Source organism: Pelobacter propionicus DSM 2379, assembly GCF_000015045.1.
GTDB lineage: Bacteria > Desulfobacterota > Desulfuromonadia > Geobacterales > Pseudopelobacteraceae > Pseudopelobacter > Pseudopelobacter propionicus.
Genome location: NC_008609.1, coordinates 114,526 through 139,316, shown reverse-complemented (window position 1 = coordinate 139,316; position 24,791 = coordinate 114,526). Strand labels below are relative to the sequence as shown.

At 54.1% G+C, this 24,791-nt stretch carries 25 protein-coding genes and 2 pseudogenes; 20 read left to right on the top strand and 7 right to left on the bottom strand.

Going from position 1 to position 24,791, the window contains the following annotated elements; all coding sequences use genetic code 11:
• Positions 1-79: 79 nt before the first annotated feature.
• From PPRO_RS00605 to rpoH, 11 genes and pseudogenes are all read left to right on the top strand, one after another.
• The gene (locus tag PPRO_RS00605) at positions 80-703 is read left to right on the top strand and encodes an SOUL family heme-binding protein (RefSeq protein ID WP_232286669.1); all 624 of its coding nucleotides are present in this window, start codon (positions 80-82) and stop codon (positions 701-703) included.
• Between the two features lie 14 nt (positions 704-717).
• The gene (locus PPRO_RS00600; protein ID WP_011734074.1) at positions 718-1,203 is read left to right on the top strand and encodes a glutathione peroxidase; all 486 of its coding nucleotides are present in this window, start codon (positions 718-720) and stop codon (positions 1,201-1,203) included.
• 45 nt (positions 1,204-1,248) lie between these two features.
• Positions 1,249-1,620, top strand: coding sequence for a pyridoxamine 5'-phosphate oxidase family protein (locus tag PPRO_RS00595; protein ID WP_011734073.1), 372 nt, complete (start codon positions 1,249-1,251; stop codon positions 1,618-1,620).
• Complete coding sequence (locus PPRO_RS00590) at positions 1,621-2,034, top strand: thiol-disulfide oxidoreductase DCC family protein (RefSeq protein WP_011734072.1); 414 nt, start codon at positions 1,621-1,623, stop codon at positions 2,032-2,034.
• A 188-nt stretch (positions 2,035-2,222) separates the two neighbouring features.
• A pseudogene (locus PPRO_RS21755) lies at positions 2,223-2,375 on the top strand (magnesium chelatase subunit ChlI family protein); the annotation flags it as partial.
• A 177-nt stretch (positions 2,376-2,552) separates the two neighbouring features.
• Positions 2,553-3,503: a YbgA family protein gene (locus tag PPRO_RS00585; protein WP_011734070.1), complete on the top strand. Its 951-nt coding sequence runs from the start codon at positions 2,553-2,555 to the stop codon at positions 3,501-3,503.
• A 107-nt stretch (positions 3,504-3,610) separates the two neighbouring features.
• A complete protein-coding gene (locus PPRO_RS00580; RefSeq protein ID WP_011734069.1) occupies positions 3,611-4,093 on the top strand; it encodes a glutathione peroxidase in 483 nt (160 codons plus the stop codon).
• A gap of 112 nt (positions 4,094-4,205) precedes the next feature.
• Positions 4,206-4,367, top strand: coding sequence for a magnesium chelatase subunit ChlI family protein (locus PPRO_RS21750; protein ID WP_083761310.1), 162 nt, complete (start codon positions 4,206-4,208; stop codon positions 4,365-4,367).
• A gap of 87 nt (positions 4,368-4,454) precedes the next feature.
• Positions 4,455-6,455 carry a PAS domain-containing protein gene (locus tag PPRO_RS19200; protein WP_011734068.1) on the top strand — a complete coding sequence of 667 codons (2,001 nt, stop codon included), beginning with the start codon at positions 4,455-4,457 and terminating at the stop codon, positions 6,453-6,455.
• Complete coding sequence (locus tag PPRO_RS19195) at positions 6,452-7,366, top strand: GGDEF domain-containing protein (protein WP_011734067.1); 915 nt, start codon at positions 6,452-6,454, stop codon at positions 7,364-7,366. The genes PPRO_RS19200 and PPRO_RS19195 overlap by 4 nt, the downstream gene beginning before the upstream one ends.
• A gap of 263 nt (positions 7,367-7,629) precedes the next feature.
• Positions 7,630-8,508, top strand: coding sequence for an RNA polymerase sigma factor RpoH (gene rpoH, locus PPRO_RS00565; protein ID WP_011734066.1), 879 nt, complete (start codon positions 7,630-7,632; stop codon positions 8,506-8,508).
• A 26-nt stretch (positions 8,509-8,534) separates the two neighbouring features.
• Here the strand turns inward: rpoH and PPRO_RS21745 are convergent.
• Positions 8,535-8,654: pseudogene (locus PPRO_RS21745) on the bottom strand (diguanylate cyclase domain-containing protein); the annotation flags it as partial.
• 371 nt (positions 8,655-9,025) lie between these two features.
• On the opposite strand from PPRO_RS21745, the gene PPRO_RS00560 reads away from it, so the two are divergent.
• Positions 9,026-9,283: a DUF3553 domain-containing protein gene (locus PPRO_RS00560; protein WP_011734065.1), complete on the top strand. Its 258-nt coding sequence runs from the start codon at positions 9,026-9,028 to the stop codon at positions 9,281-9,283.
• A 210-nt stretch (positions 9,284-9,493) separates the two neighbouring features.
• Complete coding sequence (locus tag PPRO_RS00555; RefSeq protein ID WP_041532059.1) at positions 9,494-9,892, top strand: YidB family protein; 399 nt, start codon at positions 9,494-9,496, stop codon at positions 9,890-9,892.
• Between the two features lie 180 nt (positions 9,893-10,072).
• On the opposite strand, the gene PPRO_RS00550 is transcribed toward PPRO_RS00555, so the two are convergent.
• On the bottom strand, positions 10,073-11,017 hold the full coding sequence (locus tag PPRO_RS00550) for an AraC family transcriptional regulator (RefSeq protein WP_049759806.1): 945 nt from the start codon (positions 11,015-11,017) through the stop codon (positions 10,073-10,075).
• Between the two features lie 172 nt (positions 11,018-11,189).
• Between PPRO_RS00550 and PPRO_RS00545 the strand changes: the two genes are divergently transcribed.
• Positions 11,190-12,194 carry an aldo/keto reductase gene (locus PPRO_RS00545; protein ID WP_011734062.1) on the top strand — a complete coding sequence of 335 codons (1,005 nt, stop codon included), beginning with the start codon at positions 11,190-11,192 and terminating at the stop codon, positions 12,192-12,194.
• 82 nt (positions 12,195-12,276) lie between these two features.
• Here PPRO_RS00545 and istB read toward each other — a convergent pair whose 3' ends face one another.
• Positions 12,277-13,053, bottom strand: a complete 777-nt coding sequence (gene istB, locus PPRO_RS00540) for an IS21-like element ISPepr5 family helper ATPase IstB (RefSeq protein WP_011733826.1) — start codon at positions 13,051-13,053, stop codon at positions 12,277-12,279.
• On the bottom strand, positions 13,041-14,279 hold the full coding sequence (gene istA / locus PPRO_RS00535; RefSeq protein ID WP_011734942.1) for an IS21 family transposase: 1,239 nt from the start codon (positions 14,277-14,279) through the stop codon (positions 13,041-13,043). Before istA ends, istB begins: the two co-directional genes overlap by 13 nt.
• A gap of 448 nt (positions 14,280-14,727) precedes the next feature.
• Between istA and PPRO_RS00530 the strand changes: the two genes are divergently transcribed.
• Positions 14,728-17,337 (top strand): AAA family ATPase, encoded by a 2,610-nt coding sequence (locus tag PPRO_RS00530; protein WP_011734061.1) that lies wholly within the window; start codon positions 14,728-14,730, stop codon positions 17,335-17,337.
• Between the two features lie 402 nt (positions 17,338-17,739).
• Here PPRO_RS00530 and PPRO_RS00525 read toward each other — a convergent pair whose 3' ends face one another.
• Positions 17,740-19,098: an IS1182 family transposase gene (locus PPRO_RS00525; RefSeq protein WP_011734060.1), complete on the bottom strand. Its 1,359-nt coding sequence runs from the start codon at positions 19,096-19,098 to the stop codon at positions 17,740-17,742.
• Positions 19,099-19,227: 129 nt separating this feature from the next.
• On the opposite strand from PPRO_RS00525, the gene PPRO_RS00520 reads away from it, so the two are divergent.
• Positions 19,228-20,196: a hypothetical protein gene (locus PPRO_RS00520; RefSeq protein WP_011734059.1), complete on the top strand. Its 969-nt coding sequence runs from the start codon at positions 19,228-19,230 to the stop codon at positions 20,194-20,196.
• A gap of 297 nt (positions 20,197-20,493) precedes the next feature.
• Here the strand turns inward: PPRO_RS00520 and PPRO_RS00515 are convergent, their stop codons facing one another.
• Positions 20,494-21,612: a helix-turn-helix domain-containing protein gene (locus PPRO_RS00515; protein ID WP_011734058.1), complete on the bottom strand. Its 1,119-nt coding sequence runs from the start codon at positions 21,610-21,612 to the stop codon at positions 20,494-20,496.
• 20 nt (positions 21,613-21,632) lie between these two features.
• On the bottom strand, positions 21,633-22,250 hold the full coding sequence (locus tag PPRO_RS00510; RefSeq protein WP_041532058.1) for a hypothetical protein: 618 nt from the start codon (positions 22,248-22,250) through the stop codon (positions 21,633-21,635).
• A 257-nt stretch (positions 22,251-22,507) separates the two neighbouring features.
• On the opposite strand from PPRO_RS00510, the gene PPRO_RS00505 reads away from it, so the two are divergent.
• Genes PPRO_RS00505 through PPRO_RS00490 form a run of 4 tightly spaced genes read left to right on the top strand, consistent with a single transcriptional unit; the run spans position 22,508 to position 24,739 of the window.
• On the top strand, positions 22,508-22,837 hold the full coding sequence (locus tag PPRO_RS00505; RefSeq protein ID WP_041532057.1) for a hypothetical protein: 330 nt from the start codon (positions 22,508-22,510) through the stop codon (positions 22,835-22,837).
• Positions 22,838-22,841: 4 nt separating this feature from the next.
• Positions 22,842-23,549 (top strand): nucleotidyltransferase family protein, encoded by a 708-nt coding sequence (locus tag PPRO_RS00500; RefSeq protein WP_011734054.1) that lies wholly within the window; start codon positions 22,842-22,844, stop codon positions 23,547-23,549.
• Positions 23,550-23,597: 48 nt separating this feature from the next.
• Positions 23,598-24,314 (top strand): metallophosphoesterase, encoded by a 717-nt coding sequence (locus tag PPRO_RS00495; RefSeq protein ID WP_011734053.1) that lies wholly within the window; start codon positions 23,598-23,600, stop codon positions 24,312-24,314.
• Positions 24,315-24,343: 29 nt separating this feature from the next.
• A complete protein-coding gene (locus PPRO_RS00490; protein WP_011734052.1) occupies positions 24,344-24,739 on the top strand; it encodes a hypothetical protein in 396 nt (131 codons plus the stop codon).
• The last annotated feature ends 52 nt before the right edge of the window (positions 24,740-24,791 follow it).

Here is a 24,791-nt window from a genome sequence, read left to right as displayed (position 1 = left end):
ATAAAGAGGGAGCTGATATTAGGCCTCTATATGATGATTTCTGAAGGTACGATCTCACCGGTTTAACTAAGGAGGCCTCGTGAAACGGATTGGACTACTGCTGGTGGTTATGCTTCTAACGGGAGTGCGTGCAATGGCAATTGAGGAGGCGCCTTACACTGTGGTTAAAGCATCCGGGATCTTTGAGGTTCGGGACTATGATCCGCATATCCTTGCCGAGACCTTGATTGACGGCACTCTAGAAGATGCCGGCAACAAAGCATTCAGGCGACTCTTCAACTACATATCCGGCGCCAATCATTCCCGCAGTTCGATTGCCATGACAGCCCCGGTATCGCAGGAGTCAAAAGGTGAAAAAATTGCGATGACCGCTCCTGTCGGTCAGCAGCGTTCTTCTGGCACATGGGCTGTCAGTTTCATGATGCCGGCCAGCTATACGCTGGCAACGCTGCCCGTTCCCGACGACAACAGCATCACCGTGCGCCAGGTGCCGGCCCGACGTATGGCTGCAGTCCGTTATTCCGGAACGTGGAGCGAGAAGAACTACCTCGACTACAAGGAGCGGCTGGAAAACTGGATTCGGGAAAACGGATTCCAGATCAGCGGTGAAGCGGTGTGGGCTCGCTACAATCCGCCCTTCAGTCTCTGGTTTTTGCGCCGCAATGAGATTCTGATCCCTGTCGTTAGCCAACCGGTTTCATGACGAGGAACGAAACCATGCCCTGCATGTATGATTTTGAGGTACAAACAGCCGGTGGGGAGTGTACAAGTCTGGCCGAATACCGCGGTCAGGTCATGCTGATCGTCAACACCGCCAGCAAGTGCGGATTCACGCCCCAGTACAAGGGACTTGAGGCGCTGTACCGCAAGTACGCCTCCCGAGGGTTTGTCGTGCTCGGGTTTCCCTGTAATCAGTTTGGCGCACAGGAACCGGGCGATATGACCGAAATTAAGAACTTCTGTTCGCTCACCTATGACGTAACGTTCCCCCTGTTCGCCAAGATCAATGTCAACGGCTCTGATGCCTCACCGCTGTTTCAGTATCTTAAGTCTGCAGCGAAAGGGGTGCTGGGGAGTGAGGCGATCAAATGGAATTTTACCAAGTTCCTGGTTGATCGCCACGGCACTGTAGTTGGTCGCTACGCCCCGACAACAACACCGGAAAGTCTGGAAAAGGATATTGAAGCGGCACTGCATTGCTAAAGAACGGAATGCTCAGAAAAAACCTTATACAAGGAGATGATACGCATGAACCTGAACGAACTGTTCCAGCAGCAAGGTCTGGGGGTTATGGCCACGGCATCAAAGGATGGCTGCGTCAACACAGCCGTCTATGCCCGGCCGCACGTCATCGATGAGCAGACCATGGTATGGGGAATGACCAAGGGGAGAACCTACCGGAATATTATCGAGAACCCGCAGGCTTCATTCCTGTTCAAGGCTTCAGGTCCCGGCTTCAGTGGCGTCCGTCTGGCCCTGGAACTGGTCAAGACGGAAGAGTCCGGTCCCATGCTGGCAAAAATCAAAGAAAACACGGATGCAACTGTTGGTCCCGGCACCGGAACTGCCGTCACCCACGCTGCCTGGTTCACGGTTACCGAAGTGCGCCCCCTTATTTGAGTGAGAGCGCCACGATTCCCACTTACAGTGTTCTACGATGGCTCATGCATCGTCTGTGCTGCCGAGATCGAGCACTACCTGAGGAAAGACCATGGTGGCAAGTTGGTGGCTGTAGACATCAGCCGCCCTGGTTTCGACCCGAAACCGTACCAGGTTTCCCTCGCTGATTTCATGCATCAGCTGCATGCCATTGATCAGGACGGACAGGTTTTCAAAGGGGTCGACTCATTCCGGGCCATCTGGCAGGCATTCCCGACCTCGACAGTCTGTGGCCTCATGGGGCGCGTCATCCAGTTGCCGCTGGTAAACCTGCTTGCCCGCATTGGTTACTGGCTGTTTGCCCGCATTCGACCGTATTTGCCAAAACGAAATCCGTGTGACAGCGGGACCTGCAGCATTCATCATAAGAGGTGAACATTTCCTGATTTAACGGGAAGAGTTCGAGCTTTTACCGGTAGATAATCATTTGATTATATTCAGTTATGGTTCGTCACCCTGTTCCCAATTCCAGACCAAAACTCAGAAACATACTCAGAAACATCGATGGGTTACTTGATTTTTCTCTGAAGGAGACCGAGATTCATCCGTCGTTTTCGGATGTGGTCACCGACCGGCTCGGCTTCTCGGCCCGCACCTACAACCGCATCCTCAAGGTGGCCCGCACCATCGCCGACCTGGACGCCAGCGACCATATCCGCCAGGAGCACATCGCCGAGGCGATCCAGTACCGCAGCCTGGACAGGAAGACAGGGTGACTTTTGACGGTTCACCCACAACGGCAAACCGGTTTTCCCGTATCCAGGTTTCAAGTTTTTTTTGAGCGGATTCGTCTTCTCACTCCAGAAACCGGAATAACGAACAGCTGCCACCCGGCGACCATCGGCTGGGCAGGGCTCATAACCTGGCAGACTGTTTTCCCGAAAGGTATCCCCATGACAGATTCCAGTATCATCATCGGTGTCAGCTCCTGCCTGCTGGGGGAGCATGTCCGTTACGATGGCGGCCACAAGCATGATCGTTACATCACCGACATCCTGGGACAGTACTTCCGTTTCCTGCCGGTCTGCCCCGAGGTCGGCTGCGGACTTCCGATTCCCCGGGAGTCCATGCGACTGGAGGGTGATCCGGTCAATCCCCGGTTGATAACCGGCAGGAGCCGCATGGATCTGACCGACCGGATGCGTGTTTTCTGTACGACCAGGGTCAAGGAACTGGAAGATGCGGACCTCTGCGGTTTCATCTTCAAAAAAGACTCTCCCAGTTCCGGCCTGTTCCGGGTCAAGGTCTATAACAATGGCGCTGCAGCCAAAAGTGGCAGCGGCCTGTTCGCCGCAGCGGTGGCCCGTCACTTTCCGCTGCTGCCTCTGGAGGAAGAGGGGCGTCTGAATGACCCGCACCTTCGGGAAAACTTCATCGAACGGGTCTTCAGCTATCGGCGCTGGAAGGATTTTCTGGCCTCCGGTCCCACGCTGGGCCGGCTGGTGGAGTTTCATACCGCCCACAAACTGCTGATGATGGCACACAGTCCCGAAGCCTATCGCAGCATGGGAGCACTGGTCGCCCATGGCAAGGAAATGCCGTTGCCCGAACTGCTCTCTCGTTACGAAGAGCTGTTCATGAAAGGGTTGGCCCTGCATGCCACGACCAAGAAGAACACCAACGTCCTCCAGCATATGATGGGCTATTTCAAGAAGCAGCTTTCCCCGGAGGAAAAAGCGGAGCTGCTGGAAGTCATCGGCCAGTATCATGAAGGTCTGGCGCCCCTGCTCGTGCCGCTGACGCTGCTCAGGCATTATGTCCGCAAGTACGACCAGCAGTATCTGCAGGGACAGGTCTACCTGTCACCACACCCGGCGCACCTGATGCTGCGGAATCACGTCTGAGAAGACGGACGTGGAGGCGCCCCCATGGAAACATCCGTTGAGATACCAGCCAATGAGATTTTGATCCCTGTCGTTATCCGACCGGCGTCATGACGAGGAACGCCACCATGCCCAGCATTTATGATTTTGAGGTGCAAACAGCCGGTGGGGAGTTTACAAGTCTGGCCGAATACCGCGGTCAGGTCATGCTGATCGTCAACACCGCCAGCAAATGCGGATTCACGCCCCAGTACAAGGGACTTGAGGCGCTGTACCGCACGTACGCCTCCCGAGGGTTTGTCGTGCTCGGGTTTCCCTGTAATCAGTTTGGCGCACAGGAACCGGGCGATATCACCGAAATTCAGAACTTCTGCTCGCTCACCTATGACGTAACGTTCCCCCTGTTCGCCAAGATCAATGTCAACGGCTCTGATGCCTCACCGCTGTTTCAGTATCTTAAGTCTGCAGCCAAAGGGTTGCTGGGGAGTGAGGCGATCAAATGGAATTTCACCAAGTTCCTGGTTGATCGCCACGGCACTGTAGTTGGTCGCTACGCCCCGACGACAAAGCCGGAAAGTCTGGAAAAGGATATTGAAGCGGCGCTCCATTGATGGAGAACGAAATCGGCTTGCCCGTATTGGCTACTGGCTGTTTGCCTGGGTTCGGCATACTGTTCCCAATTCCAGACCGAAGACTGAGAAACGTCGATGATTTCCGTGATTTATCTCTGGAGGAGACCGAGATTCATCCGTCGTTTGCGAATGTGGTCACCGGCTCGGCTTTTCGGCCCGCACCATCGCCGACCTGGACATCAGTGACCATAGCCGCCAGGAGCACATCGCCGAGGCGATCCGGTACCGCAGCCTGGACCGGAAGCCCAGCTGACCCGCTCCTCGCCCGGGATGCTCACCATATGATCGTGCCGAGTCACGAGGCTGCTCCCGAATCCGGAACGACCAAACAGGACCGTGCATGTTGAGAAGCATTTCCCCCAAAAAAAGTATCCGCTGTCGCCTGCTGCTCCTGGCCCTGGGAGTCGAACTGGTGATGCTGACCCTGCTTGTGGCCAATGATCTCCGCCTCTTGCACAGGGCCATGATCGACCAGGCGCACTGGCAGGCACAACAGATGCTACCAGTACTGAATGCGGCACTGAAGGCTCCCCTGGCACGGCGGGATTTTGCCTCGGTGCAGGCGATGCTCGACGAAAGCCGGACGGCCAGGGGCATCGACTATATCGTCATCACCGACCATGTGGGCGCCATCATGGCGTCAAGTGGATGGACCGCCGGACACAAGATTCCGCAGCCAAGTTGCAGCCTCCCCTTTTTCAGCTTCCACCAGCTGAAACGTTATGACGACGCCCTTCCCATACTCCAGAGTGGCCAGAAACAGGGGACCCTGCATCTGGGGCTCAACCTTTCCCCTGTCACATCCGCCCGCCAAAATCTGCTGATCGAGGGTATCGGCATTGCAGTTGCAAGTCTGCTGCTCTCTGCGCTCATGTTCCTCCTGATCGGCTCCTGGCTGACGCGTCATCTGTCGTCACTCACCAGGGCGAGCCTGCAGGTTGCTTCAGGAAACCTTGGTCCCCCGCCACTCTCCGAAGGAGATGACGATATCGGGCACCTGGGAGCTGCCTTCAACACCATGTCGCGGGCAATCTCCGAGAGGGTCAGGGAATTGACATATGCCAAGGAACTGGCCGAAGCCAGCGAACGGGCCAAGTCGGAAAGCGAGGAGCGGCTCAGGCTGGTACTGGCCGGAACCGAGGAGGCGTTCTGGGACTGGGACCTCATCCATGACAGGATCGATTTCAGCACCCGCTGGGCAGAGATGGTCGGCTTCACCCCTGAAGAGTTGGAGCCCTACGGGGATTCCTGGGAAAGGCTGGTGCACCCCGACGATCTGGCCGCTGCCATGAAGATCCTCAACGAGCACCTGGAGGGACGCACCCCCTCCATCGAGGCAGAGTACCGGGTACGGACCAAATCGGGCGCATGGAGGTGGATCCTCGACCGGGGAAGGGTGGTCCAGCGTGCGTCCGACGGGCATCCGCTCAGGGCCGCAGGTACACACACCGACATAACCCGCAAGAAGATCATGGAAGGACTCCTCGGCGAGCGGACAATGATGCTCGAGCGGGAGATTGCCGAGCGGAAGCAGGCGCAGGAAATGCTTGCCGCCCAGCAGGCCGAGCTGGAAATACTGAATCAGTCATTGCAGTTGCGTGTCGATGAGGCGGTAGCCGAACTGCGGCAGAAGGACCAGATCCTCATCAGCCAGGGGCGTCAGGCCGCCATGGGAGAGATGATCGGCAACATCGCCCACCAGTGGCGCCAGCCCCTGAATGCCCTGGCCATGCTGATCAGCAACCTCCAGTACGCCCAGCAGGACAATCAACTCACGGCCAGGTATCTGAACGAATCCGCCACCACCGCCAACCGGCTGATTCAGAAAATGTCCACGACCATCAATGACTTCCGCAACTTCTTCGCACCCGGCAAGGAGATGGTCTCTTTCTCGGCCATGGCGCAGATCAGGCAGGCGGTGGATCTGGTGGACGCAGCCTGCAGAAGCAGCAACATCGCCATCACCGTTGACGCCGAAAACGACTGCATCCTGAGGGGTTTCCCGAACGAATACTCCCAGGTGCTCCTGAACCTGTTGAGCAATGCCAGGGAGGCGATCATCGGGACCGGTCCCCGTGCGGGACGCATCGCCATAACCCTCAGGGAGCAGGAGGGAATGGGTGTCGTAACGGTGCGGGACAACGGCGGCGGCATTCCGGAGGCTATCCTGGAGAAGATCTTTGAGCCGTATTTCTCCACAAAGAGCATGGGAACGGGTATAGGACTGTACATGTCGAAGATGATAATCGAGGGCAACATGGGGGGAGCACTGACCGCGCGCAGCATCGATGGCGGCAGCGAATTCTCGGTTTTCACACCGCTGGCGGAGAAACGATCATGAACGCACGTACACCGGACCAGGAGTATTTGAAGAGCCTCACGGTTCTGTATGTGGAGGACGAAGAAGATGCCCGGGAACAGTTTACCCTGTTTCTCAGGCGCATCGTGGGGATGCTGATAGTCGCCAGGGACGGCGCCGAGGGACTGGAGGCCTACCGTACGCACCATCCCCACATAATCATAACCGACATACAGATGCCGAATATGGACGGACTGACCATGGCAGGGGAAATCCGCCATTCCGACAGGAACGTGCAGATACTGCTCCTGACCGCCTTTGAGGATGTGGATTACCTGAAACGCTCCATCAATATCGGCGTTGACAAGTATGTCACCAAGCCGGTCAACGGTTTTCAACTCCACGAGACCCTGCTTGAGTGCGCCCACAGCCTGCTGGCCGAGGAAGCGCTCCAGTGCGCCGCCCGCACCGATCACCTCACCGGAATTGCCAACAGATGGGAGTTCATCAACCGCTTCAACACTGAAAAAGGGAGGGCGGAACGCCATGGGACCCCACTGTCCATCATTATTGCCGACATAGATCACTTCAAGAGCGTCAACGACACCTTCGGCCACAACGCAGGGGACAGGGTCCTGAGGAGCGTGGCCAACGCCATAAGCTCTTCGATCCGCGTGGAAGATGCCTGCGGACGCTGGGGGGGAGAGGAATTTATGCTGCTGCTGCCGGACACAAACCTGGATGCCGCAGCCAGGGTGGCCGAAAAACTGCGCCAGGCAGTGAGCGAACTGTCAATCCCCTGGGAAGGGGAAAGCATAGCAGTTACCCTGAGCATGGGGGTTGGACAGTTCAGGCCGGGCATGACTCTCGACGAGTGCATACAGCCCGTTGATCATGCCCTGTACCGCGCAAAGACAGGAGGGAGAAACCGCGTCGAACTGGCAGCGCCTTGATGCAACGGCCGCCGATTCCCGGCGATCCGCCTGAATCTCCCCTTCTGAACTATGTCCCTTCCGGACATCGACCCTTTCCACGGAAATGCCCTCCTGGAGCACTGCAACCAGGGAAGCAGCCACTCTTTTTCGTTTCACAATACCTTGTTATCGTTCACTTTAACCGTTAATTCGCTCTTGATATCAGAAAACTGATTTGCTATATTTTTAGCAGTCACCGCACGAGAGTGCTAAAAATGAAAAAAAAACAGAGGAGGTGTGTCATGGTAGCAAACCTTCCCGTTGTTGCGGACAGCCTGACACTGTATCTGGCGGAAATACGAAAATTCAATCTCCTGAGCGAGGAGGAGGAGCGCTCCTGCGCCATCAGGTTCTACGAGGAGAAGGACCTGGAGGCGGCCCATACCCTGGTAACATCCAACCTGCGCTACGTGGTCAAGATCGCGTCCGAGTACCGGAACTACGGCATGAAGATGCTGGACCTGATCCAGGAGGGCAATATCGGGTTGATGATGGCGGTGCGCAAATTCAACCCCTACCGCAAGATCCGCCTGATATCCTACGCGGTATGGTGGATTCGCGCCTATATCCAGAACTACATCGTCTCCGCCTGGAGCCTGATCAAGATCGGCACCACCCAGGCCCAGCGCAAGCTCTTCTACGGTCTGCGCAAGACCAAGGAGGCACTGCTCAGAATGACTGGGAGCGACAACGACGCCGCAGAAATAGCCAGCATGCTGCAGGTGCCCGACCATGAGGTCATCGACATGGAACAGCGGCTGAAGGGGGAAGTTTCCCTGGATTGCCAGATCGTCGAGAGCGACGGCCTGACCTTTCTCGAGACCATAGCCGACGACCGCATGAACCAGGAGGAGTTGCTGGGAGAAAATCAGCAGGAGCTGCAGGTGAAACAGCGGGTGATCAAGGCCATGGAGGGTCTGAACGAGAAGGAGCGCTACATCGTGGAGCACCGCATCACCAGCGACGAACCGCTCACGCTCCAGGACATCGCCAGCCACTTCTCCATCTCGCGGGAACGGGTACGCCAGCTGGAGGAACGGGCACTGGCAAAGCTGAAAAAGGTGCTTGAACCGCTCATGGAGAAGCCGGCAGATGATCCGCGAAAATGCATTGCCGTGTAATCAGCACGGACGCGGCAAGCGACCACCAACTCCCCACCGCCATGGCGCGCACATACATCCGTTGACCTGAGCATGGCCGAAACCAGTTCAGAGTCATGGATCAGCACAACATCGCCCATATCCTGGCCGAAGCTGCCGTTGATCACCTTGAAGTAACGATTACTCCTATCTATTGACCCGATAAAGGCGTAGGATAGCTGGTTGACTGCGATCCGAAATCATTTCCTGTCGGCATTTCGAGCCCCCTCTGTTTCCGGCCATCTCCATCCACCCCCCTGCCGCATCCTCCGGAACAGCCCGCGCGGTTCCCTTCCGGACAGCCCCGTCATTCGGAATCATTCATCAGGAACGGAACGCAGTCCCGTGTGAGGAGAGAGACGCATTCCCGGCCATTTCCGTTGCCTCTAACAACGGGATGGCTCCCGGCCTACGAATGGCAACGGCACTGGCTGTTCGCCCTTCCCTGGCCGGTATTGAGACGAAGTAGCTGTTAACCGAAGTAAGAAGAGGAGAGAACATGACGATCAAACGAGGTACCGTAGTGAGTCATTCCGGAGCGCTTGAATGGGGGATCGGCAAGGTGGTGGAGGTAACCCCCCTCAGGGCAACGATCCTGTTCAGCGATGGAGTCACCAGGAAGATCGCTTCCTCCCATTACACCATTCTCCAGCCGGCAGATCCGGCATCTTTCGTGCCGCTTCCCGATACCATCCCGGTTGAAAAGCCCCGCGCAACTCCCAAGCCGCGAAAAAAGGCGAAACAGCCCGCAGCCTGAGCAGCATAGCAGTCAGGTTTCCCTGCACTGCGCTCCAGCCTGCCGCCACTCCGCATCCCTGTACAACACATCATTCACGCCATCCGGCAGACCGGTTTGGGTGGAAATACAGGGGAATTGCCCTTATAATACGGCCGCAGCCGGTCGAATGGCGGGAAATGCAAAAAAATCTATGCAGTTGAAGCCCGTCAGGGGCTACGGGAGGTGGATATGGGACTGTTTGATGACATCATCGGCAACATGCTGGGCGGAGCCGGCGGAGAGCAGGCAAATCTTGGCGGTATCATGGAGGTGCTGTCCGGCCTCGACGCGGGAGGAGTGAACGGGCTGCTGCAGTCGTTTCAGCAGAACGGGCTGGGCGACATCATCTCGTCCTGGGTCGGCACCGGCCAGAACCTGCCCATCTCGCCGGAGCAGATCAGAGAAGGGCTAGGAAGCGACCTGCTCACAAGCCTTGCCGAAAAGAGCGGCCTGCCGGCGGAGGAGTTGAGCAGCCAGATAGCCGGTTACCTACCCGACTTCATCGACACGATCACCCCGGACGGAACCGTCCCTGAGGGGGGGCTTCTGGAGCTGGGGATGAAATACGTCATGGGCCAGCTTTCCTGAGACCTGGGCTCACTGCCCCAGACAAAAAGCGGCTGACGGAAAACCCCGCCAGCCGCTTTTTGTTTTCCACCCTTCAGCCTCCTCAGGCAGAAGCACTCCTTTCCTGACCGCATATCCCGGCGAACAGGGCCTAGCGCCTCGTTTCGTCCCCAATCCAAAAACGGTTCGGCCGCGCACGTTCTATGCTCTCTCGCCAACAGCCATGTGACGCAAGCTTGTGATGTCCCTGAGCGGCGGGGCCCCGAACAGGCGATTGTATTCGCGGCTGAACTGGGAGGGGCTCTCGTAGCCCACCTGAATCGCCGCGGTCGCCGCATCCAGATGTTCCGCCAGCATCAGGCGTCTGGCTTCCTGCAGGCGCAGCTGCTTCTGGAACTGCAAAGGGCTTAAGGCGGTCATGGAGCGGAAGTGCTGATGAAAGGTGGAGGTGCTCATGCGCACATGGGCCGCCAGGTCATCGATGCGCAGCGACTGGTCGAAGTTCCCCTTCAGCCAGTCGATTGCCCGCGCGATCTGGTGACTCTGGGTTCCCGCCGAAGCGATCTGGCGCAGACGAGCGCCCTGATCCCCCACCAGCAGACGGTAGATGATCTCCCGCTGGATGATCGGCGCCAGGATCGGGATGTCCCGCTGGTCGTCCAGCAGGCCGACCAACCGCTGCAGGGCTGCCACCAGCGCCGGCGTGACCTCCCCCACCGCCATGCCGCGCCCCGCCTGCCCCCCCTGGGGCGGAGGGAGGTTACTGTCCACCATCAGCTGGGACACCTCGCGCAGGTCAAGTTTCAACCTGAGCCCCAGGTACGGTTTCTCTCGGCTCGCCTCCAGGATCTGCACCACCGTGGGGAGATGCACGGAGGTGATCAGGTAGTGGCGCGCGTCATAGATGAAGGAATCCTCCCCCAGCACCACCCGCTTGGCCCCCTGGGCCACCAGGCAGATGCTCGGCTCGTACATGCCGGTGGTCGGCTCGGTCACATTTTCCCGGCGGAAGAGCGACAACCCCGGCACCGGGGTGTCGAATCGCTCCCCCTCGCCGGCCCATCGGGCAATGTTCTCCGCCAACGTTCCAACCGCACTATCCAGCCATTCCTTCCCAATATCCCGTTCAAGCGTTTCTTTTTCCATACCATCCTCCACCTGCATGCTATCCCGCCCCTGCTAGCCTGACAACGTTTTTTCACCCCGCCGCAGGATCGGGCAAGAAATAGAGAGGATCGGTCTACCGGTCCAACATAAGCCGGGAGTAGGATACAGCCTGTCAGCAGTGACATCCAATAAACAGTGACGGGGGAAAACAATGCAGAAACGCAAACTGGGAAACAACGGTCTTGAGGTATCGGCGCTGGGCTTGGGCTGCATGGGGATGAGCTTTTCCTACGGTCCCCCGAAAAACACGAAAGAAATGACCGCCCTGCTTCACGCAGCGGTGGAGCGGGGGATCACCTTCTTCGATACCGCCGAAGTCTACGGCCCCTTCACCAACGAGGAACTGCTGGGTCAGGCACTGGCCCCGCTGCGCAACCGGGTGGTGATCGCCACCAAGTTCGGTTTCGACACCAGCGTCGATCCCCGGGCCATGAAGGGGGGCGCTCCCGTGTTGAACAGCCGGCCGGAGCACATCAGGGAGGTGGCCGAAGCCTCCCTCAGGCGGCTCAGGACCGACGTCATCGACCTCTTCTACCAGCACCGGGTCGACCCGGACGTGCCCATCGAGGATGTGGCCGGTACGGTGGGCGACCTGATCCGTGAGGGCAAGGTCAAACACTTCGGCCTGTCCGAGGCGGGCGTGCAGACCATCCGCCGCGCCCACGCCGTCCAGCCGGTGACGGCGGCCCAGAATGAGTATTCTCTCTGGTTCAGGCGACCTGAAGAGGGACTGCTTCAGACCCTGGAAGAGCTGGGCATCGGCCTGGTCCCCTACAGCCCGCTGGGCAAGGGGTTTCTCACCGGGAAGATGGACCACAGCACCACCTTCGACAGTAGCGATTTCCGCAGCAGCCTGCCGCGCTTTACTCCGGAGGCCTTGAAGGCCAACCAGGAGCTGGTGGATCTGCTGAGCCACATGGCGCAACGGAAGAACGCCACCCCGGCCCAGATCGCCCTGGCCTGGCTGCTGGCCCAGAAACCGTGGATCGTTCCCATCCCCGGCACCACCAAGCTGCATAGGCTGGAGGAGAACATCGGGGCCGTCGCCGTTGAGCTCTCCCCTGACGACCTGGCGGAGATCGAGACCGCTGCCGCAAAGATCAGGGTACAGGGGGACCGCTACCCGGAAAAGCTGGAGCAACTGACCGGACGGTAAGAGCCGAATGTCAATGGGGACGCAAAAGTGTACCAGTTTCGGGAATTGAAAAGTGTACCACCCTGCTGGTTAGAGAAGTTCCTCAATCAGGTGTTGTTGAAATGGATTCACCTCCTTTCTGAGAGAGTTGCTTGGCGAAGGCATGTCCCTGTAACCGGTAGCTGTGCCCTTTGATGTTGACCACCTTGCTGTGGTGAAGCAGGCGGTCCAGGATGGCCGAAGCAATGACCTGGTCTCCGAAGAGTTCCTGCCAATCGGAGAAGCTCTTGTTGGAGGTGATGATGGTCGAGCTTTTCTCGTAACGATAGGAGATGAACTGGAAGAAGAGGTAGGCTTCCTGGTTGTTGACCGGTAGGTAGCCGACTTCATCGACGATCACCAGACTTGAGTTGAGATAGGCCTTTCCCTTGGCCTGACTCTCCTTCAGCTTGGCGATCAGGGTGTGCATGGTGGTGAAGTAGACCTTGAAGCCGTGATAGCAGGCCTTGATTGCCAGGGCGATGGCGAGGTGGGTCTTACCCACTCCCGGCGGTCCCAGGAAGATGACATTTTCGTGTTTGGCCAGAAAGGTCAGATCGAAGAGTTCCATCACCGCTTTCTTGTCCAGATGGGGATGGAAGGTGAAGTCGTACTCCTCGATGGTTTTGGCCATGGGAAGACCGGCGATCTTCATGGCGGTATCCACACGGCGCTTGTCCTTTGCCGCCACTTCTTCCTCCAGGAGCCGGTCAAGGAAAGCAAGGTGAGAGCTCCCGTCGCTCTGGGTGATGGTGGCGACATCGTCAAGGATTTCCACCGCCTTGAAGAGTTTCAGTCGTTTCAGGTTGTCCTGGAGGCGCTCATAGGTCAGCTGTTCCATGGGGCACCTCCGGCGGCGTAGCGGTCATACTCTTCCAGAGGGCGACGGTAGACCTCGGGGTAGAGCGTTCCGGTCGTGAGACCACGGGTGGCCTTCCCCCGGTCCTGGCCATAGCGCGGGGTCTGCCGAGGAGTCCGGGGTGGCGGTTTGTCAGGAATGCCGATGGTCTGCCCTTTGAGTTCCGGAATCTGGTACAGGGCCAGCAGTTCGTCATCGTGATAGATCCGAATGACGCCGGCCTTGACCTTCAGGAGAACCTTTCTCCCGGCTTCCTGGTAGGGAACGTAGTAGCGGTTGCCGCCAAAGGAAAGCAGGCAGTCCTTGTAGACCTTGCGGAAATACTTGAGGGAAGTGTCGTATTCGGAGGGCGGTAGAACTCCCAGGCAGGGCTGCTCCTGCTCCCAGCGGGCCTGAACCTGCTGACGGTGGGTACCGTGGATGCGCTGGTGGGCAGTCTCCGCGATCCAGGCGGCAACATCCTGATTGGTCTCTTCCAGAGAATGGAATCCGTACCCCCTCCAGAAACTTTCTCGCACATAGTGCATGGGGCGTTCGACCTTTCCCTTTACCCAGGGGCTGTAGGGAGGGCAGAGGCGGGGCGTAAAACCGTAGTGCCTGGCAAAATGAAGGAATTCGGTGTTGAACACCGGCCGGCCATTCTCCCGGCCCACGACGACCTGCTTCATGTTGTCGTAGAGGATCTCGGCGGGAACGCCCTTGAGGTGGCGAAATGCCCGGAGGTGACAGTCCATGAACACCTCCAGGGTGCATCGTTCAACGAATTCGACGTACATGGCCCGGGAAAATCCCAGTACCATCACGAAGGCGTAGAGGGTTGTGGTCTTTCCCGTGGACTCGACCACCTTGAAATCTCCCCAGTCAACCTGGGCCTGGAGCCCAGGCTCCGTTTCGAAGCGCTGATAGGCGATGCGCCGCTTCTGTTCCTTGATGGAGCGGACGAATACCTTGAGGGTATCGTAACTGCCGGAATACCCCATCCTTTTAATACGGGTGAGTATCCAAGTGGCCTGATATTCATCCTCATCGAGAAAATCCCGGATGATCTGGTGATACGGTTCAAGGATGGATGGTTTGATGTCTTTCCGATGATAGGCAGGGAAAGAGTTGCTTTCGAGATACTTCTTCACGGTCTTGCGATGAATGCCCAACTTGCGTGCGATCCATCGGATACTGTGGCCGGAGCGTTTGAGCGCGGCTATGTCCATAACTACCTCCGTGGAAATCATGGGCACCCCTCCTTTCTCCAGAAGGGATACCACGGCTTCCAGGGCGGTACACTTTTCGTTACCGCTTTTGGGACATTATTGCACTACCATTGACAACATCCATGGGACTTCGTCATGTGGTGCTGGCTTGCCCGGATGACGGCCTTGTATGCTGTTTCTGTCCGTCGGCTCATAGCTTTGCGCTCGGGCTTCCTCACGGACGGCTCCTCGCAGAGACGCCCTTGCCGTCGGCTAGTACTTTTGCCCCGTCTCACGACGGTACCGGATTCAAAGACAGGGGACTTGCACCCCATAAGTTCACGCCCATCCCGGGCGTACACCACGTCCATAGACGCCGACCGCCCGAAAAGACTGGGCTGGCGGGTCATGGCCGACCTCGTTGGCCGAAAAAATGGAATGATGAACAATATATTTCAAGGAGGGTCACATGACAGAGGTGTCTGTTACAAACGCCGATAATCTTAATTCCCAGATTATGAAATACGCCTGCTCCCTGCCGTACTACACCAAATATTTGGCAGGCAAACTTCTTTCCGGAACAGAAGTAACAGACAATGACATAAATGATGCATACGCCTATTTTCTTGAAGACGCAGGCCTGCAGGAGAAAAAACACAGAAAAAGCATTAATATTACTTGCGACAGCATCTCGAATAGCGATTACCATAAAAATCTGCTCCTTAGCAGTCTTTACGGGGTAGAGGGTGTGAACGCCCTTGTTGAGAAACAAACCATTGAATTTAGCCCAAAACTTACAATCATATATGGTGTTAACGGCTCAGGTAAATCTGGTTATATTCGTCTACTGAAACAAGCCTTTCACAGTCGCACAACCGAACCAATTATTCCAAATATACATTTAGCCTCTGGGCATAAAGCAACCAAAGCTATTTTTGAGTTTAAGACAGATGCAACGCCATATACCTTGAACTATCCAACCCAGAAAGATAAAACAGAATTTAAACAGTTTTCAATTTTTGATAACAAATGCGTAAGCATACATTTAGCAAAAAACAGACCCGAGTTTAGACCCGCAGGACTTAATTTTTTCGCTGATTTAACCGATGCATTCAGGAAACTTGAAGAAAAAATTGAGAAAGAAGTCAGTACGAAAATAGCCCCAAAGGATTATGGAGCTTTATTCGACGGCGAATCAGCAATAAGGGAATTCATGGTGAATTTGTCTGCTAAAACAAAGGTTGCCGACTTAAAGAAGATGATACCTTTTACAGAGGCAGACAAGGCAAAGAGAACAGAACTTGAAAGCCAGAAGGTTCAATTACAGGCGTTAAAAAAAGACAAAGAAATTGGGATACTAACTAACAATAAGAAGTTACTGGAAACGCTGAAAACTTCGATAGCCGACAACAATAAACAACTGTCCGCCGAAGCACTTCTTGCCATCCAGACAGCCATATCTGATTGTATAACCAAGGATGAAATCGCAAATAATGAGGGGCTTGAAAACGTCAAGACGGATACATTTGAAAAAGTCGAAAGCGCTGAATGGAAGGCTTTCATTGTTGCGGCCAATAAATTTGCGATTCAGCAAGAGGATAATGGTGGACCTTACCCCAAGGACATAGACACATGCCTTTTTTGCCGGCAGCCTTTATCGGCGGAGGCGAAAAAACTAATTGAGTCGTACTGGGTTTTCATAAAAAGCCAGGCGGAACATAATGCTACAGCTGCGAATGGTGTCTTGAAGGCGACTAAGGCGGTATATGATGGTTTGAAATTCGATCTTCTGCCAGATGATGCGGTCTTGACTACATGGCTCCTTGAAAACCATCCTGAACAGCTAAAAGGTATTAAGGCAAGCCTGTTGATTCAGAAGGCATTAGCAGCTGACATAAGCTCAGACATTGAAACTAAGGTAATAAATAAACGAGCAGCAGTCGTAATCGAGACTACACCTATTGACACTATTTCAACATCTATCGACACAGCTATTACCAAATTGCAAAAAAATGACCCTTCTGAGGAAATTAAAAAGCTACAGACCACCATTACTTTTTTGAATCACAAAGAAAAACTTGAGCAGCACATAAGTGACATTGAATCGTATATTGATTGTTTGATTTGGGCCGATACAGCCGCAAAAACTGCAAAAGATAATATATCTAGGTTACAGCTGACAAAGAAGGCAAAAGAGCTGTCTGGAAAATACTTCAATGATGCCTATGCCGCCTCTTTCAACCAGGAATGCGAAGCACTGGACGGCCATTTCGAAATTGATATAAGCCACACTGGTGCATCAGGGGCTTCCTATAAGCAGCTTTTTTTGAAAGGCAAGAATCAACCATCGCAGATACTAAGCGAAGGGGAGCAAAAAGTAATTTCCCTAGCCGACTTCTTGGCAGAAATCAACCTTTCGGAGATTACGCGAGGCATTATCTTTGATGATCCCGTAACCTCCCTTGACGATGAGAGGAAATGCCTTATCGGCAATCGCATCGTCAACGAAACAGCTAAAAAGCAAATTGTAGTTTTTACGCACGATTTAGTATTCGTTTCAACCCTTATTTCCATTTGCGAAGCTACCAAAACGCTTTATACCTGCCATTGGATTGAAAAACGTGACGAAAAACCTGGGCATGTTTTTATTAATAGTTCGCCGTCTTTTGAGAAAAAATACCGCAATTCCAACATACCAATGGCGCATTACAGCGAAGCAAAAGAAGCCACTTGCCCACCTGACCGCAGAGAGTATTTGACGAAGGCAGGGTTTACTGCCCTTCGCACTTGCTATGAGATGCTTGTTATCAGTGGGATGTTCAGCGATGTTGTTCAGCGATTCGCTGAACGCGTGAGCGTTGATTCCCTTAACGAAGCTTGTTTTTGCCGTGAGTTGGCAGACAAATTACAAGATGGATTTTATCAGTGTTGTCAATACATGGAAGGGCATTCGCACAGTGACAAATACGCATATAAAAAACCAACAATAGATAACTTTATGGAAGAAATTACCCGCTACGACGTTATCAAGGCAAAGATTAAAGCTCATAAAAAGGCAGTCAAAACTCCACAAGCTTAAGAGGCAAAAGTGAACACTTGGGAGAGTATGGAGGTGCCAGAGCTGAATGGCGCAAGTTTAAGAGTTTGGAAAGGCGGAGGGTCAACTCGAGACATAGGACTGAAAAGAACTGAGGACCCAACAAGGTTTACGACCCGCCCGGAAAGGCTAGCGGGTCAAAACCATGCCCGTTGGGCTAAAATCCAAGAACTCGCACCACGGGAGAGGCTGATATGTCAGTGGAAGAAATAAGAACGGCGTTCCTAGGAGTCTGTCGGGCTTGACCTCAGGGGCGCCCTCTTTTGTGGCCAAGCCGATTAAAAAAGTTCCGTATGTGTTCGTCTTCCCACCGGCAACCTGGTTAATTCAGCCCTTTCAGCGATGACTGCGGTTATTACAGGCTGATTTTCGCTATTTCTCATTCTATCCGGCCAAGACATGCAGCCGTTTGATGTTGTAGGCCATGCAGACGAGGTTCCATTCGCCTTTTACTGCTTCAAAGCCACGAAGAAGAAAGCTTCTGAATCCCATGACCGCCTTGATGATGCCGAAGACCGGTTCCGAGGTGACTTTTCGCTGGGCGTAGATCGCCTTGCCGGAAGGTGTCTTCAGGCGATGCTTCATTCTGGCCACGGAATCGGCATCTTCGGGTAACGGCGGCGGTTCGGCAAAGCGCTCCATCAGTGGCACGTTGTGACTCTGCCGGTCTACGGCAATGTAGGGAGTTATCCCGTTCTCCTCACAGGCAGTTACATTGGTTTCGCTGAAGTAGCCACTGTCAGCTACCAGATCGGTTGCCTTGCCAAGCTTCTCAGGCAGCGCCGCCAGGTTCTCCAGGGTCGGTGTCAGCTCCTGTTTGTCATTGGGATTCTGGGTAACATGGGCCGAAACGATGAGCTTTGATGCCGTATCCACACCGGCCTGGGCGTTGTACGTCTGCTCGAATCCGCCACCGGAGGTCGGCATGATCCGCGACTCTTCATCGGTCAGATTGACCTGATCTTTGGCAGTGGGGCCGGATTTGGGCGGTTTCGGCTCTTTCCCCTTGGCCTTCTTGCCCGTTGCCTGCTCCTTCTTGGCCCGTTCGGCGACTTTCTTCTCATAAGCGGCCTGTTCACGAGCATGGCGCTCAGCGGCACGTTTTTTGATCTCGACCTTGGCTGCGGCAATGGCGGAAAGACGCTTTTCCCGACGTTCCAGTTCTTCGGGGATGTTCATGCCGTCCGGAATATCGGCATGGTCCGCTGCCTCGGCCTTTTTGAGCAGTTCGCCAACCTCAGCCTTGATCTGCTCTTCAAGCTTGCAGGCATGCTCATAGCTCAGCGCCTTGTGCTTGGAGGCATTCGCCTTGATTTTGCTGCCATCCAAACTAACGTTGCCCAGTTTCAGCACCTCCATCTGATGAGCGATCAGCAGAATCTGGGCAAACAGCTTGTTCAGTTGCGGCAGAAACCGCCGGCGGAAGGTGGCAATGGTATCGTGGTCAGGATGACTGTTTGCCGCTATGAACCGGAATGCCACGGAGTCGTAGGTGCTGCGCTCAAGCTTCCGGCTGGAGAATACGCCTGTCGCATAACCGTAAAACAACAATGCTACCAGCATCTCAGGGTTATAGGGCTGCGAGCCTCGGCCGGCATAGGTAGCTTTCAAAGAGCGCAGGTCGAGCTGTTCGACAATTTCGACCACAAACCGGGCCAAGTGCTTTTCTGGTAGCCAATCCTGCAGCGATGGCGGGAGCAGATAGGGTGTTTCCCGGTCAACTTCAATAAACTTTGATTTCATAGTCAACCCCGATACCTAACCAGTTGATATTACCGGACAAATATACGGGATACACCAAGAAAACGCAAGCTAAAGCTGACGACTTATTCAATAAATACAGCAGGTTAACCAATTGAAAACGCCCTGGAGATGACGGCTGAATGCGTTAAGCCCGACAGACTCCTAGAACGTATTCCTGCAGAATACCCACGTCACATGCTGTGCTTCTTCTCGAACAATTCGGCACGGGGGATAGACCTCCCGTTCGTCTCCGCCTTAATTGACGCGCTCAACAAAGTCGATTCCATCACTCCGGGTTACGCAAATGAAATGTTATCAAGAATCTCAGCCATCGAGAACACAGGAGAGGACCAATACGAGGCAATTCTGTCGATTCTTGCTGAAATCTACGTAACCGCAGGCCTATGCGAGAGGGCAGATATCGAGGATGGAAATCCTCAATTCGCGCACGAACCTGCGGCTGGACAACAGAAGAACCCGGAGTTAGAAGTGCGCGTGAGTGGCCAATGGTGCGCGATCGAGGTGAAAACGCCGCGTCTGATTCAGCACGGGCGGCTTCGAGCACAAAATGACTGGCAAGTTGGCATCCGCCTGCCGTCGGGTGGATTGCCATACGAGAACGTAACTTTGCCACGAGACAACCCAGTTAAAGACTTCCTGATCTCGGCTGAGCAGAAGTTTGCGGCCTACGAAAACTATCGACCTGGCTCGTTCCGTGTTCTTGCAATCCTATGGGACGACTTCAGTAATGAGCCTATCGCGGCGCTTACGAGCCCCGAGTCAGGTCTTCTTACACCAAATTCGTTCCATCGTGACGCTCAAGGTAGCGCAGTGCGTTACCCTCACATAGACGGCGTACTCGTTATCCGGCACCAACATCAGCTGATGCGTGCAACTCGATGTGAACCTCTGATAGACGGCATTGCGCATGCGTTTCAGTATCACCATAATGGGTTTCCGCCAAAGGCGTTCATTGAATGCCACGGCGGGCGAGTGCCATCGTCAGATCTAATGTCTGCCCTGAACGCGCGCCCAATAGTGGAGTGCGTAGGCGCAGAGTTTCATCCTGCCGAAATCATCATGTGGGTCAACAACTGATGATCCATACAGCACATAAATGTGCCCAACCAACGGGGTGCTGCGGAGAAGCCCCGCAGACCCCTTGAGCCGTTGATCAATGATAAAAGAGGAAAAAAGAAACTCCTGACTTATATAATTTCCCTTCTTTTTCTCGTATTCGGAACATTCGCCTACGCTGCCAGCTCAAATCAAAAATGATACCCCTGAAGTTGTCGTACAGACGTCGTATCGGGACTTTGGATGGGAACTCAAGTCTGAGAGCAGATCAAAGAAACTCCTCATCGAACGTGTGGCTTTTGTGTTTGTGGAGTGCATCTAGCTTTCGCGCAAGAAGACCAATTGCCCATTTTGGTCCTCGCCCTTTTTATCAAGCCTAGCCAGCAAATCTTCAGATATCGCATCGTTCAAATAGCCGATCAGATCCGCCTTGGACACACAGAGACTGGAAGCTATCTCGTTCAACGACACCTTGTCGCAGATAAGTTCCAACGCTTGGTTGAATAGCGTAGGCTGTTCCTTGGCCCACTCTGTGCCCTCATCCTTGCGCTGGCCGCTTTGCGATATCGAAATAAAGGCTTTTCTCAACGAATGTTGGGATAGGACCCCCAGATTGTAAGCCCGGTAAACCAACGCCTGGATCGACATCTTCCATCGGAGTTTCAACTTCTCAAAAGCCTCATAGTCCCATCGCCTCGGGCATTCCAGGATAAAGCTGTCCCTTGGAGCCAGAAAAGCCCCGGCAAAGCGGTCCGCTTCGTTTTCGGTCAGCGAACATCCTGGCGTGTGCTCCTCATGCAGGACCAGGTGCCCCAATTCATGCGCGGCATCAAACCTAGCCCTGCTGGCAGTCTTCCCTAGGGCGAGCATCACCCAGGGGCGCTTTCCCGCCCATACCGAAAAAGCGTCCACCTCAGTGCAGCTATTGTAGATGGGCGTGACTATAATGCCTTTGCTTTCTAGGAGCCTCGTGACGTTTGGGATAGGACCCAGGCTCATGCCCCAGGACCTTCTCAATTCAGCTGCGACTATCTCTATATCCTCCATGCTTTTGGGCTGGAAAGATTGGAATCCCGACAACTTCTCTTCGGGGAAGACAATCCCTTGTTGCTGAAGGAAATCGACGAATTCGATGAAAAAGTCGCCTATGCGGACGCTTTGCTTTCTTTTAGCTTGGCTGACAGATCTCTTGGACCTGAAGTGGCACTGCCCCAGATTTATGTACCGCCTCCCTTCTTTTTTGGCGAAAAAACTGGGGGGGACGGAAAGCGCGAGTGAAATCCGCATCAACGTCTCTGTGTCAGGCCTGATGATACTCTTCTCTATTTGGGAAATGGCACTCGGGGTTTTATCCACCTTCTGGGCTAAGTCCTTTTTGGAAAAGCCTTTCAACTCACGAGCATAGGTGATTCTTTCTGGGTCTATGAGCATGCTCATCGGTTGTCCTTTCAGTTGTTTTATGCATCTGGTTGAGCGCTCTCTACGGCCTTTGGCTCCAACATAAGGACGGGTATGGCCTCTGCCTCTTCTTCGAAAAATATATAGTTAGGTGTTTCGAGCGTCGTTGCGGATGCCTTGAAAAGGGAAACGGTTTCAGACCAAAAATACCGGTCAGACGCTACATCCTTTTCCAGCTTGCCGATAAAAATCTTACTGAGGCCGATTTGCACATCTGCGGCAATTCCGAGAACCACGTTATCAAATGCGACTCTTCTTTTTTGGGGGAAAAGTGGCAACTGGGCTTCATCGGCCAAAGCTTTGACCTTCTTGGCTGACCTTGGCAACAGGCTTTCTCCGCCTACCCGGTGGTGATGGATGGTGGCGTTCCCGATAGAAAAGCAGAATTCATTCCCCTTGAGAGGCGTCATTATTGGGTTGTTCTCGATTTCAGAAGTCGCCTTGATCCTGTTCCAACTGTTCTTCCAAAGGTGGGTCCCGAAAGTCCAATTATCGTTGAAAGGGTCATCAGCGTGGGCTCGCAGGCACACTTCGACCGCTTCTGTAATGAGCGGAACTATGTATTGCGAGACATGAGGGACGAGATCTTTGAGGGACGAGATCTGGATCGATTGCATTAGGACATCCTCCTTTTTATAACACGCTGTGATTATATGAAGCAAAATCACATAATGCAACATAAAAACTAAGTGAAGACCGGATTGATGGCGTGCAAGTTAAGTGCACATCAAGCAAGGTCCTGCCGTTGTCGCTTGAAATCTGTGGAAATTTTGACTCAACATGTGCCCCTAAATTAGATACCTGTTGGTACAAAAAATTTGTACCACATGATACATCTATATGGTAAGCTGTTGGTACAAAAACGGAGGCGGCCATGCGTGCCAGAGCCATAGACAACAGTGTTTTCAAGATGTTGGAGTCAGAGAGAGATCGGTGCGTCAGAGTCATCGAGAAGATCTTTTCCGAACTCGAAAACCTCCCGAGGGGATGCCTCGGTCAGCGGAAGGTTAAGAGCGGTGGCAAGGTATATGTCTATTTTTGTCTAAAATACAGGGAAGGCGCTCATGTCAAGTTTGAGCACATTTCCGCCCAGCGAGCAGAGGAATTGCGACCAGCGCTCGAGCGGAAAAAGAAGCTACAGAACGATCTGAAAGCCAGTCGGAAGAGGGCGGCTACAATTAACCACATCCTCCAGAAAGGGTAAATGCTTGGAAATACAATTTAAGAAGAGTCCCTTCTTTGAGCAAGACGTAACCGACCTTCTCCGGGAACTCTCGGGGATCGGTTTTTTCACGCATGGGCTTCTAATCGGCAGTTGGCCGATGGTGGTATATGCGGAGCATTTCACTCTAATGTACGGTCTGAGGACTGGCGACATTGATTTTGCTGTGATTGGTGCCATGAGGGTGCCTCCGGCGCCCCCTGAAACCGTCCCGGAAGTTCTGGATCGATTGGGGTATTCGCCGGTCCAGGATTACGATGCTGGCATTGAAACCTTTCTTCATGGGGAATTCGAGGTCGAATTTATAACTCATCGTAAAGGCGGTGGCCGCGGAGAAGGATCGGTCCTGGTCCAGCCTTGGAAGGTGGCGGCCCAGCCCCTACCTTTCATTGATCTTCTTTTCGTCCGGCCGGTGACTATCGTCATCGAGGATTTTAGTATTTCCATTCCTTCGCCTGAGGCTTTGATGCTGCATAAGCTTATCATCGCCCAGCGTCGAACTGGGAAGGACAAGGAACTGAAAAAGGAAAAGGACCTGCAACAGTGCTCGGTGCTGGTCGAGGTGGCTCGTCCCGAAGAGGTCCAACAACTTCTCGCGGAATATAAGATGTCGCGTGAGGTCCAGCGGCAAATGGAAATGTCATGCGCAGAGGCGGGAATAGCTGTGCCCGGCGGATTGCCTTGGCAGAAGTAAGCGAACCGATATGAGAGCGTCGATCAACTTCCTGAAGCTGGTATATCTATGGCAGTTATCATAAGTGATATTCACGGCAGCATCCTCAATGTGCAGAAATTCCTAGCCTATGAGCCTCAAGAGCAGCATGTATGTCTTGGAGACATAGTCGATAGTAGGGGCCGGAACAAGCTTACGTTTGAAGAGGAAGTGGCCTGCCTAGATCTGCTCTTGAATTCGCCCACTATTCTCCTGTGGGGCAACCATGACTTGGCCTACCTGCCAGAACGGCCATGGCGGTGTTACGGCAACTTCAGCGAGATGGCCTTTCGTGACCGATACCAAACTGCCAGAAGCAAATTTGCTGCGGCTTATGCAGCCGATGGTTGGCTCTGTACCCACGCTGGTGTAAGTCCCAAGTTGGCAAAGCTAATTCCCACAAGTGTTATCGCTGGGGGTGCAGAAGCTATAGCCGAATGGCTGTGCGTGGAGTTCGAGCGTGAGTTAGTAGTGGCAGATCCTGACATCCTGCGAGGAGGGACGCGATATGGGAAAGGCCCGCTGTTCCAAATTCCTGTCTGTCGTGGAGGCTACCAGGAATTTGGCGGGATTTTTTGGCACGATGCTGGAGGGGAACAGCGACTACCTTCCCCGCTCGTCCGTCAAATCTTTGGTCACAGCCCCGATGTTGAACCGATTCGTGGAGAGACCTGGATTAACTTGGACACATACGATGGCGAAGCCTGGATTTACAACACCAAAACGGATGCGATTATTCGTCTTTAAACGGCTTTGAGTACTAGTAGAAAGAGGCCATGAGCATGATTTCTCCAAATACAGGCTATTCTCCTGAGGTACTACGGAACTACCAGCAACTGATCTCCGAACTGAAAGATACAATGACCAACTGGGGGTTGCGCTATGGGGACCAAGTTCTTAAAGAGCTGGAGAAACTTCACTACAGCCACGATATTATAAGCCCCATCGTCTTCAATACGAATCTGGGTCGAATTCCTCAGGACATCCGGCACATCCTCGTCGCCGATAATCCTGGAAAAGAGGAACAAGCTGCCGGACAATACCTCCTCGGGTCAGCAGGGAAAATAGCTAAATATTTCCACGAAGAGCTTCTCAAGCTCGACAGTTTCCGCGACCGAGTTCTAGTCCTCAACAAGACCCCCCATCCATACCAAGGCAACAGCAGACCTTAAGAAGCTGTGTCTGCCCGGCGACCTCCTGAAGGAGACTCAACAGGAGATCGCC

Excerpts from the sequence above, each read along its gene's own strand:
- PPRO_RS00600 (WP_011734074.1), top strand. The coding sequence starts at position 718 with ATGCCCTGCATGTATGATTTTGAGGTACAAACAGCCGGTGGGGAGTGT.
- PPRO_RS00595 (WP_011734073.1), top strand. The coding sequence starts at position 1,249 with ATGAACCTGAACGAACTGTTCCAGCAGCAAGGTCTGGGGGTTATGGCC.
- PPRO_RS00585 (WP_011734070.1), top strand. The coding sequence starts at position 2,553 with ATGACAGATTCCAGTATCATCATCGGTGTCAGCTCCTGCCTGCTGGGG.
- PPRO_RS00580 (WP_011734069.1), top strand. The coding sequence starts at position 3,611 with ATGCCCAGCATTTATGATTTTGAGGTGCAAACAGCCGGTGGGGAGTTT.
- PPRO_RS19200 (WP_011734068.1), top strand. The coding sequence starts at position 4,455 with ATGTTGAGAAGCATTTCCCCCAAAAAAAGTATCCGCTGTCGCCTGCTG.
- PPRO_RS19195 (WP_011734067.1), top strand. The coding sequence starts at position 6,452 with ATGAACGCACGTACACCGGACCAGGAGTATTTGAAGAGCCTCACGGTT.
- rpoH (WP_011734066.1), top strand. The coding sequence starts at position 7,630 with ATGGTAGCAAACCTTCCCGTTGTTGCGGACAGCCTGACACTGTATCTG.
- PPRO_RS00560 (WP_011734065.1), top strand. The coding sequence starts at position 9,026 with ATGACGATCAAACGAGGTACCGTAGTGAGTCATTCCGGAGCGCTTGAA.
- PPRO_RS00555 (WP_041532059.1), top strand. The coding sequence starts at position 9,494 with ATGGGACTGTTTGATGACATCATCGGCAACATGCTGGGCGGAGCCGGC.
- PPRO_RS00550 (WP_049759806.1), bottom strand. The coding sequence starts at position 11,017 with ATGGAAAAAGAAACGCTTGAACGGGATATTGGGAAGGAATGGCTGGAT.
- PPRO_RS00545 (WP_011734062.1), top strand. The coding sequence starts at position 11,190 with ATGCAGAAACGCAAACTGGGAAACAACGGTCTTGAGGTATCGGCGCTG.
- istB (WP_011733826.1), bottom strand. The coding sequence starts at position 13,053 with ATGGAACAGCTGACCTATGAGCGCCTCCAGGACAACCTGAAACGACTG.
- istA (WP_011734942.1), bottom strand. The coding sequence starts at position 14,279 with ATGGACATAGCCGCGCTCAAACGCTCCGGCCACAGTATCCGATGGATC.
- PPRO_RS00530 (WP_011734061.1), top strand. The coding sequence starts at position 14,728 with ATGACAGAGGTGTCTGTTACAAACGCCGATAATCTTAATTCCCAGATT.
- PPRO_RS00525 (WP_011734060.1), bottom strand. The coding sequence starts at position 19,098 with ATGAAATCAAAGTTTATTGAAGTTGACCGGGAAACACCCTATCTGCTC.
- PPRO_RS00520 (WP_011734059.1), top strand. The coding sequence starts at position 19,228 with ATGACGGCTGAATGCGTTAAGCCCGACAGACTCCTAGAACGTATTCCT.
- PPRO_RS00515 (WP_011734058.1), bottom strand. The coding sequence starts at position 21,612 with ATGAGCATGCTCATAGACCCAGAAAGAATCACCTATGCTCGTGAGTTG.
- PPRO_RS00510 (WP_041532058.1), bottom strand. The coding sequence starts at position 22,250 with ATGCAATCGATCCAGATCTCGTCCCTCAAAGATCTCGTCCCTCATGTC.
- PPRO_RS00505 (WP_041532057.1), top strand. The coding sequence starts at position 22,508 with ATGCGTGCCAGAGCCATAGACAACAGTGTTTTCAAGATGTTGGAGTCA.
- PPRO_RS00495 (WP_011734053.1), top strand. The coding sequence starts at position 23,598 with ATGGCAGTTATCATAAGTGATATTCACGGCAGCATCCTCAATGTGCAG.
- PPRO_RS00490 (WP_011734052.1), top strand. The coding sequence starts at position 24,344 with ATGAGCATGATTTCTCCAAATACAGGCTATTCTCCTGAGGTACTACGG.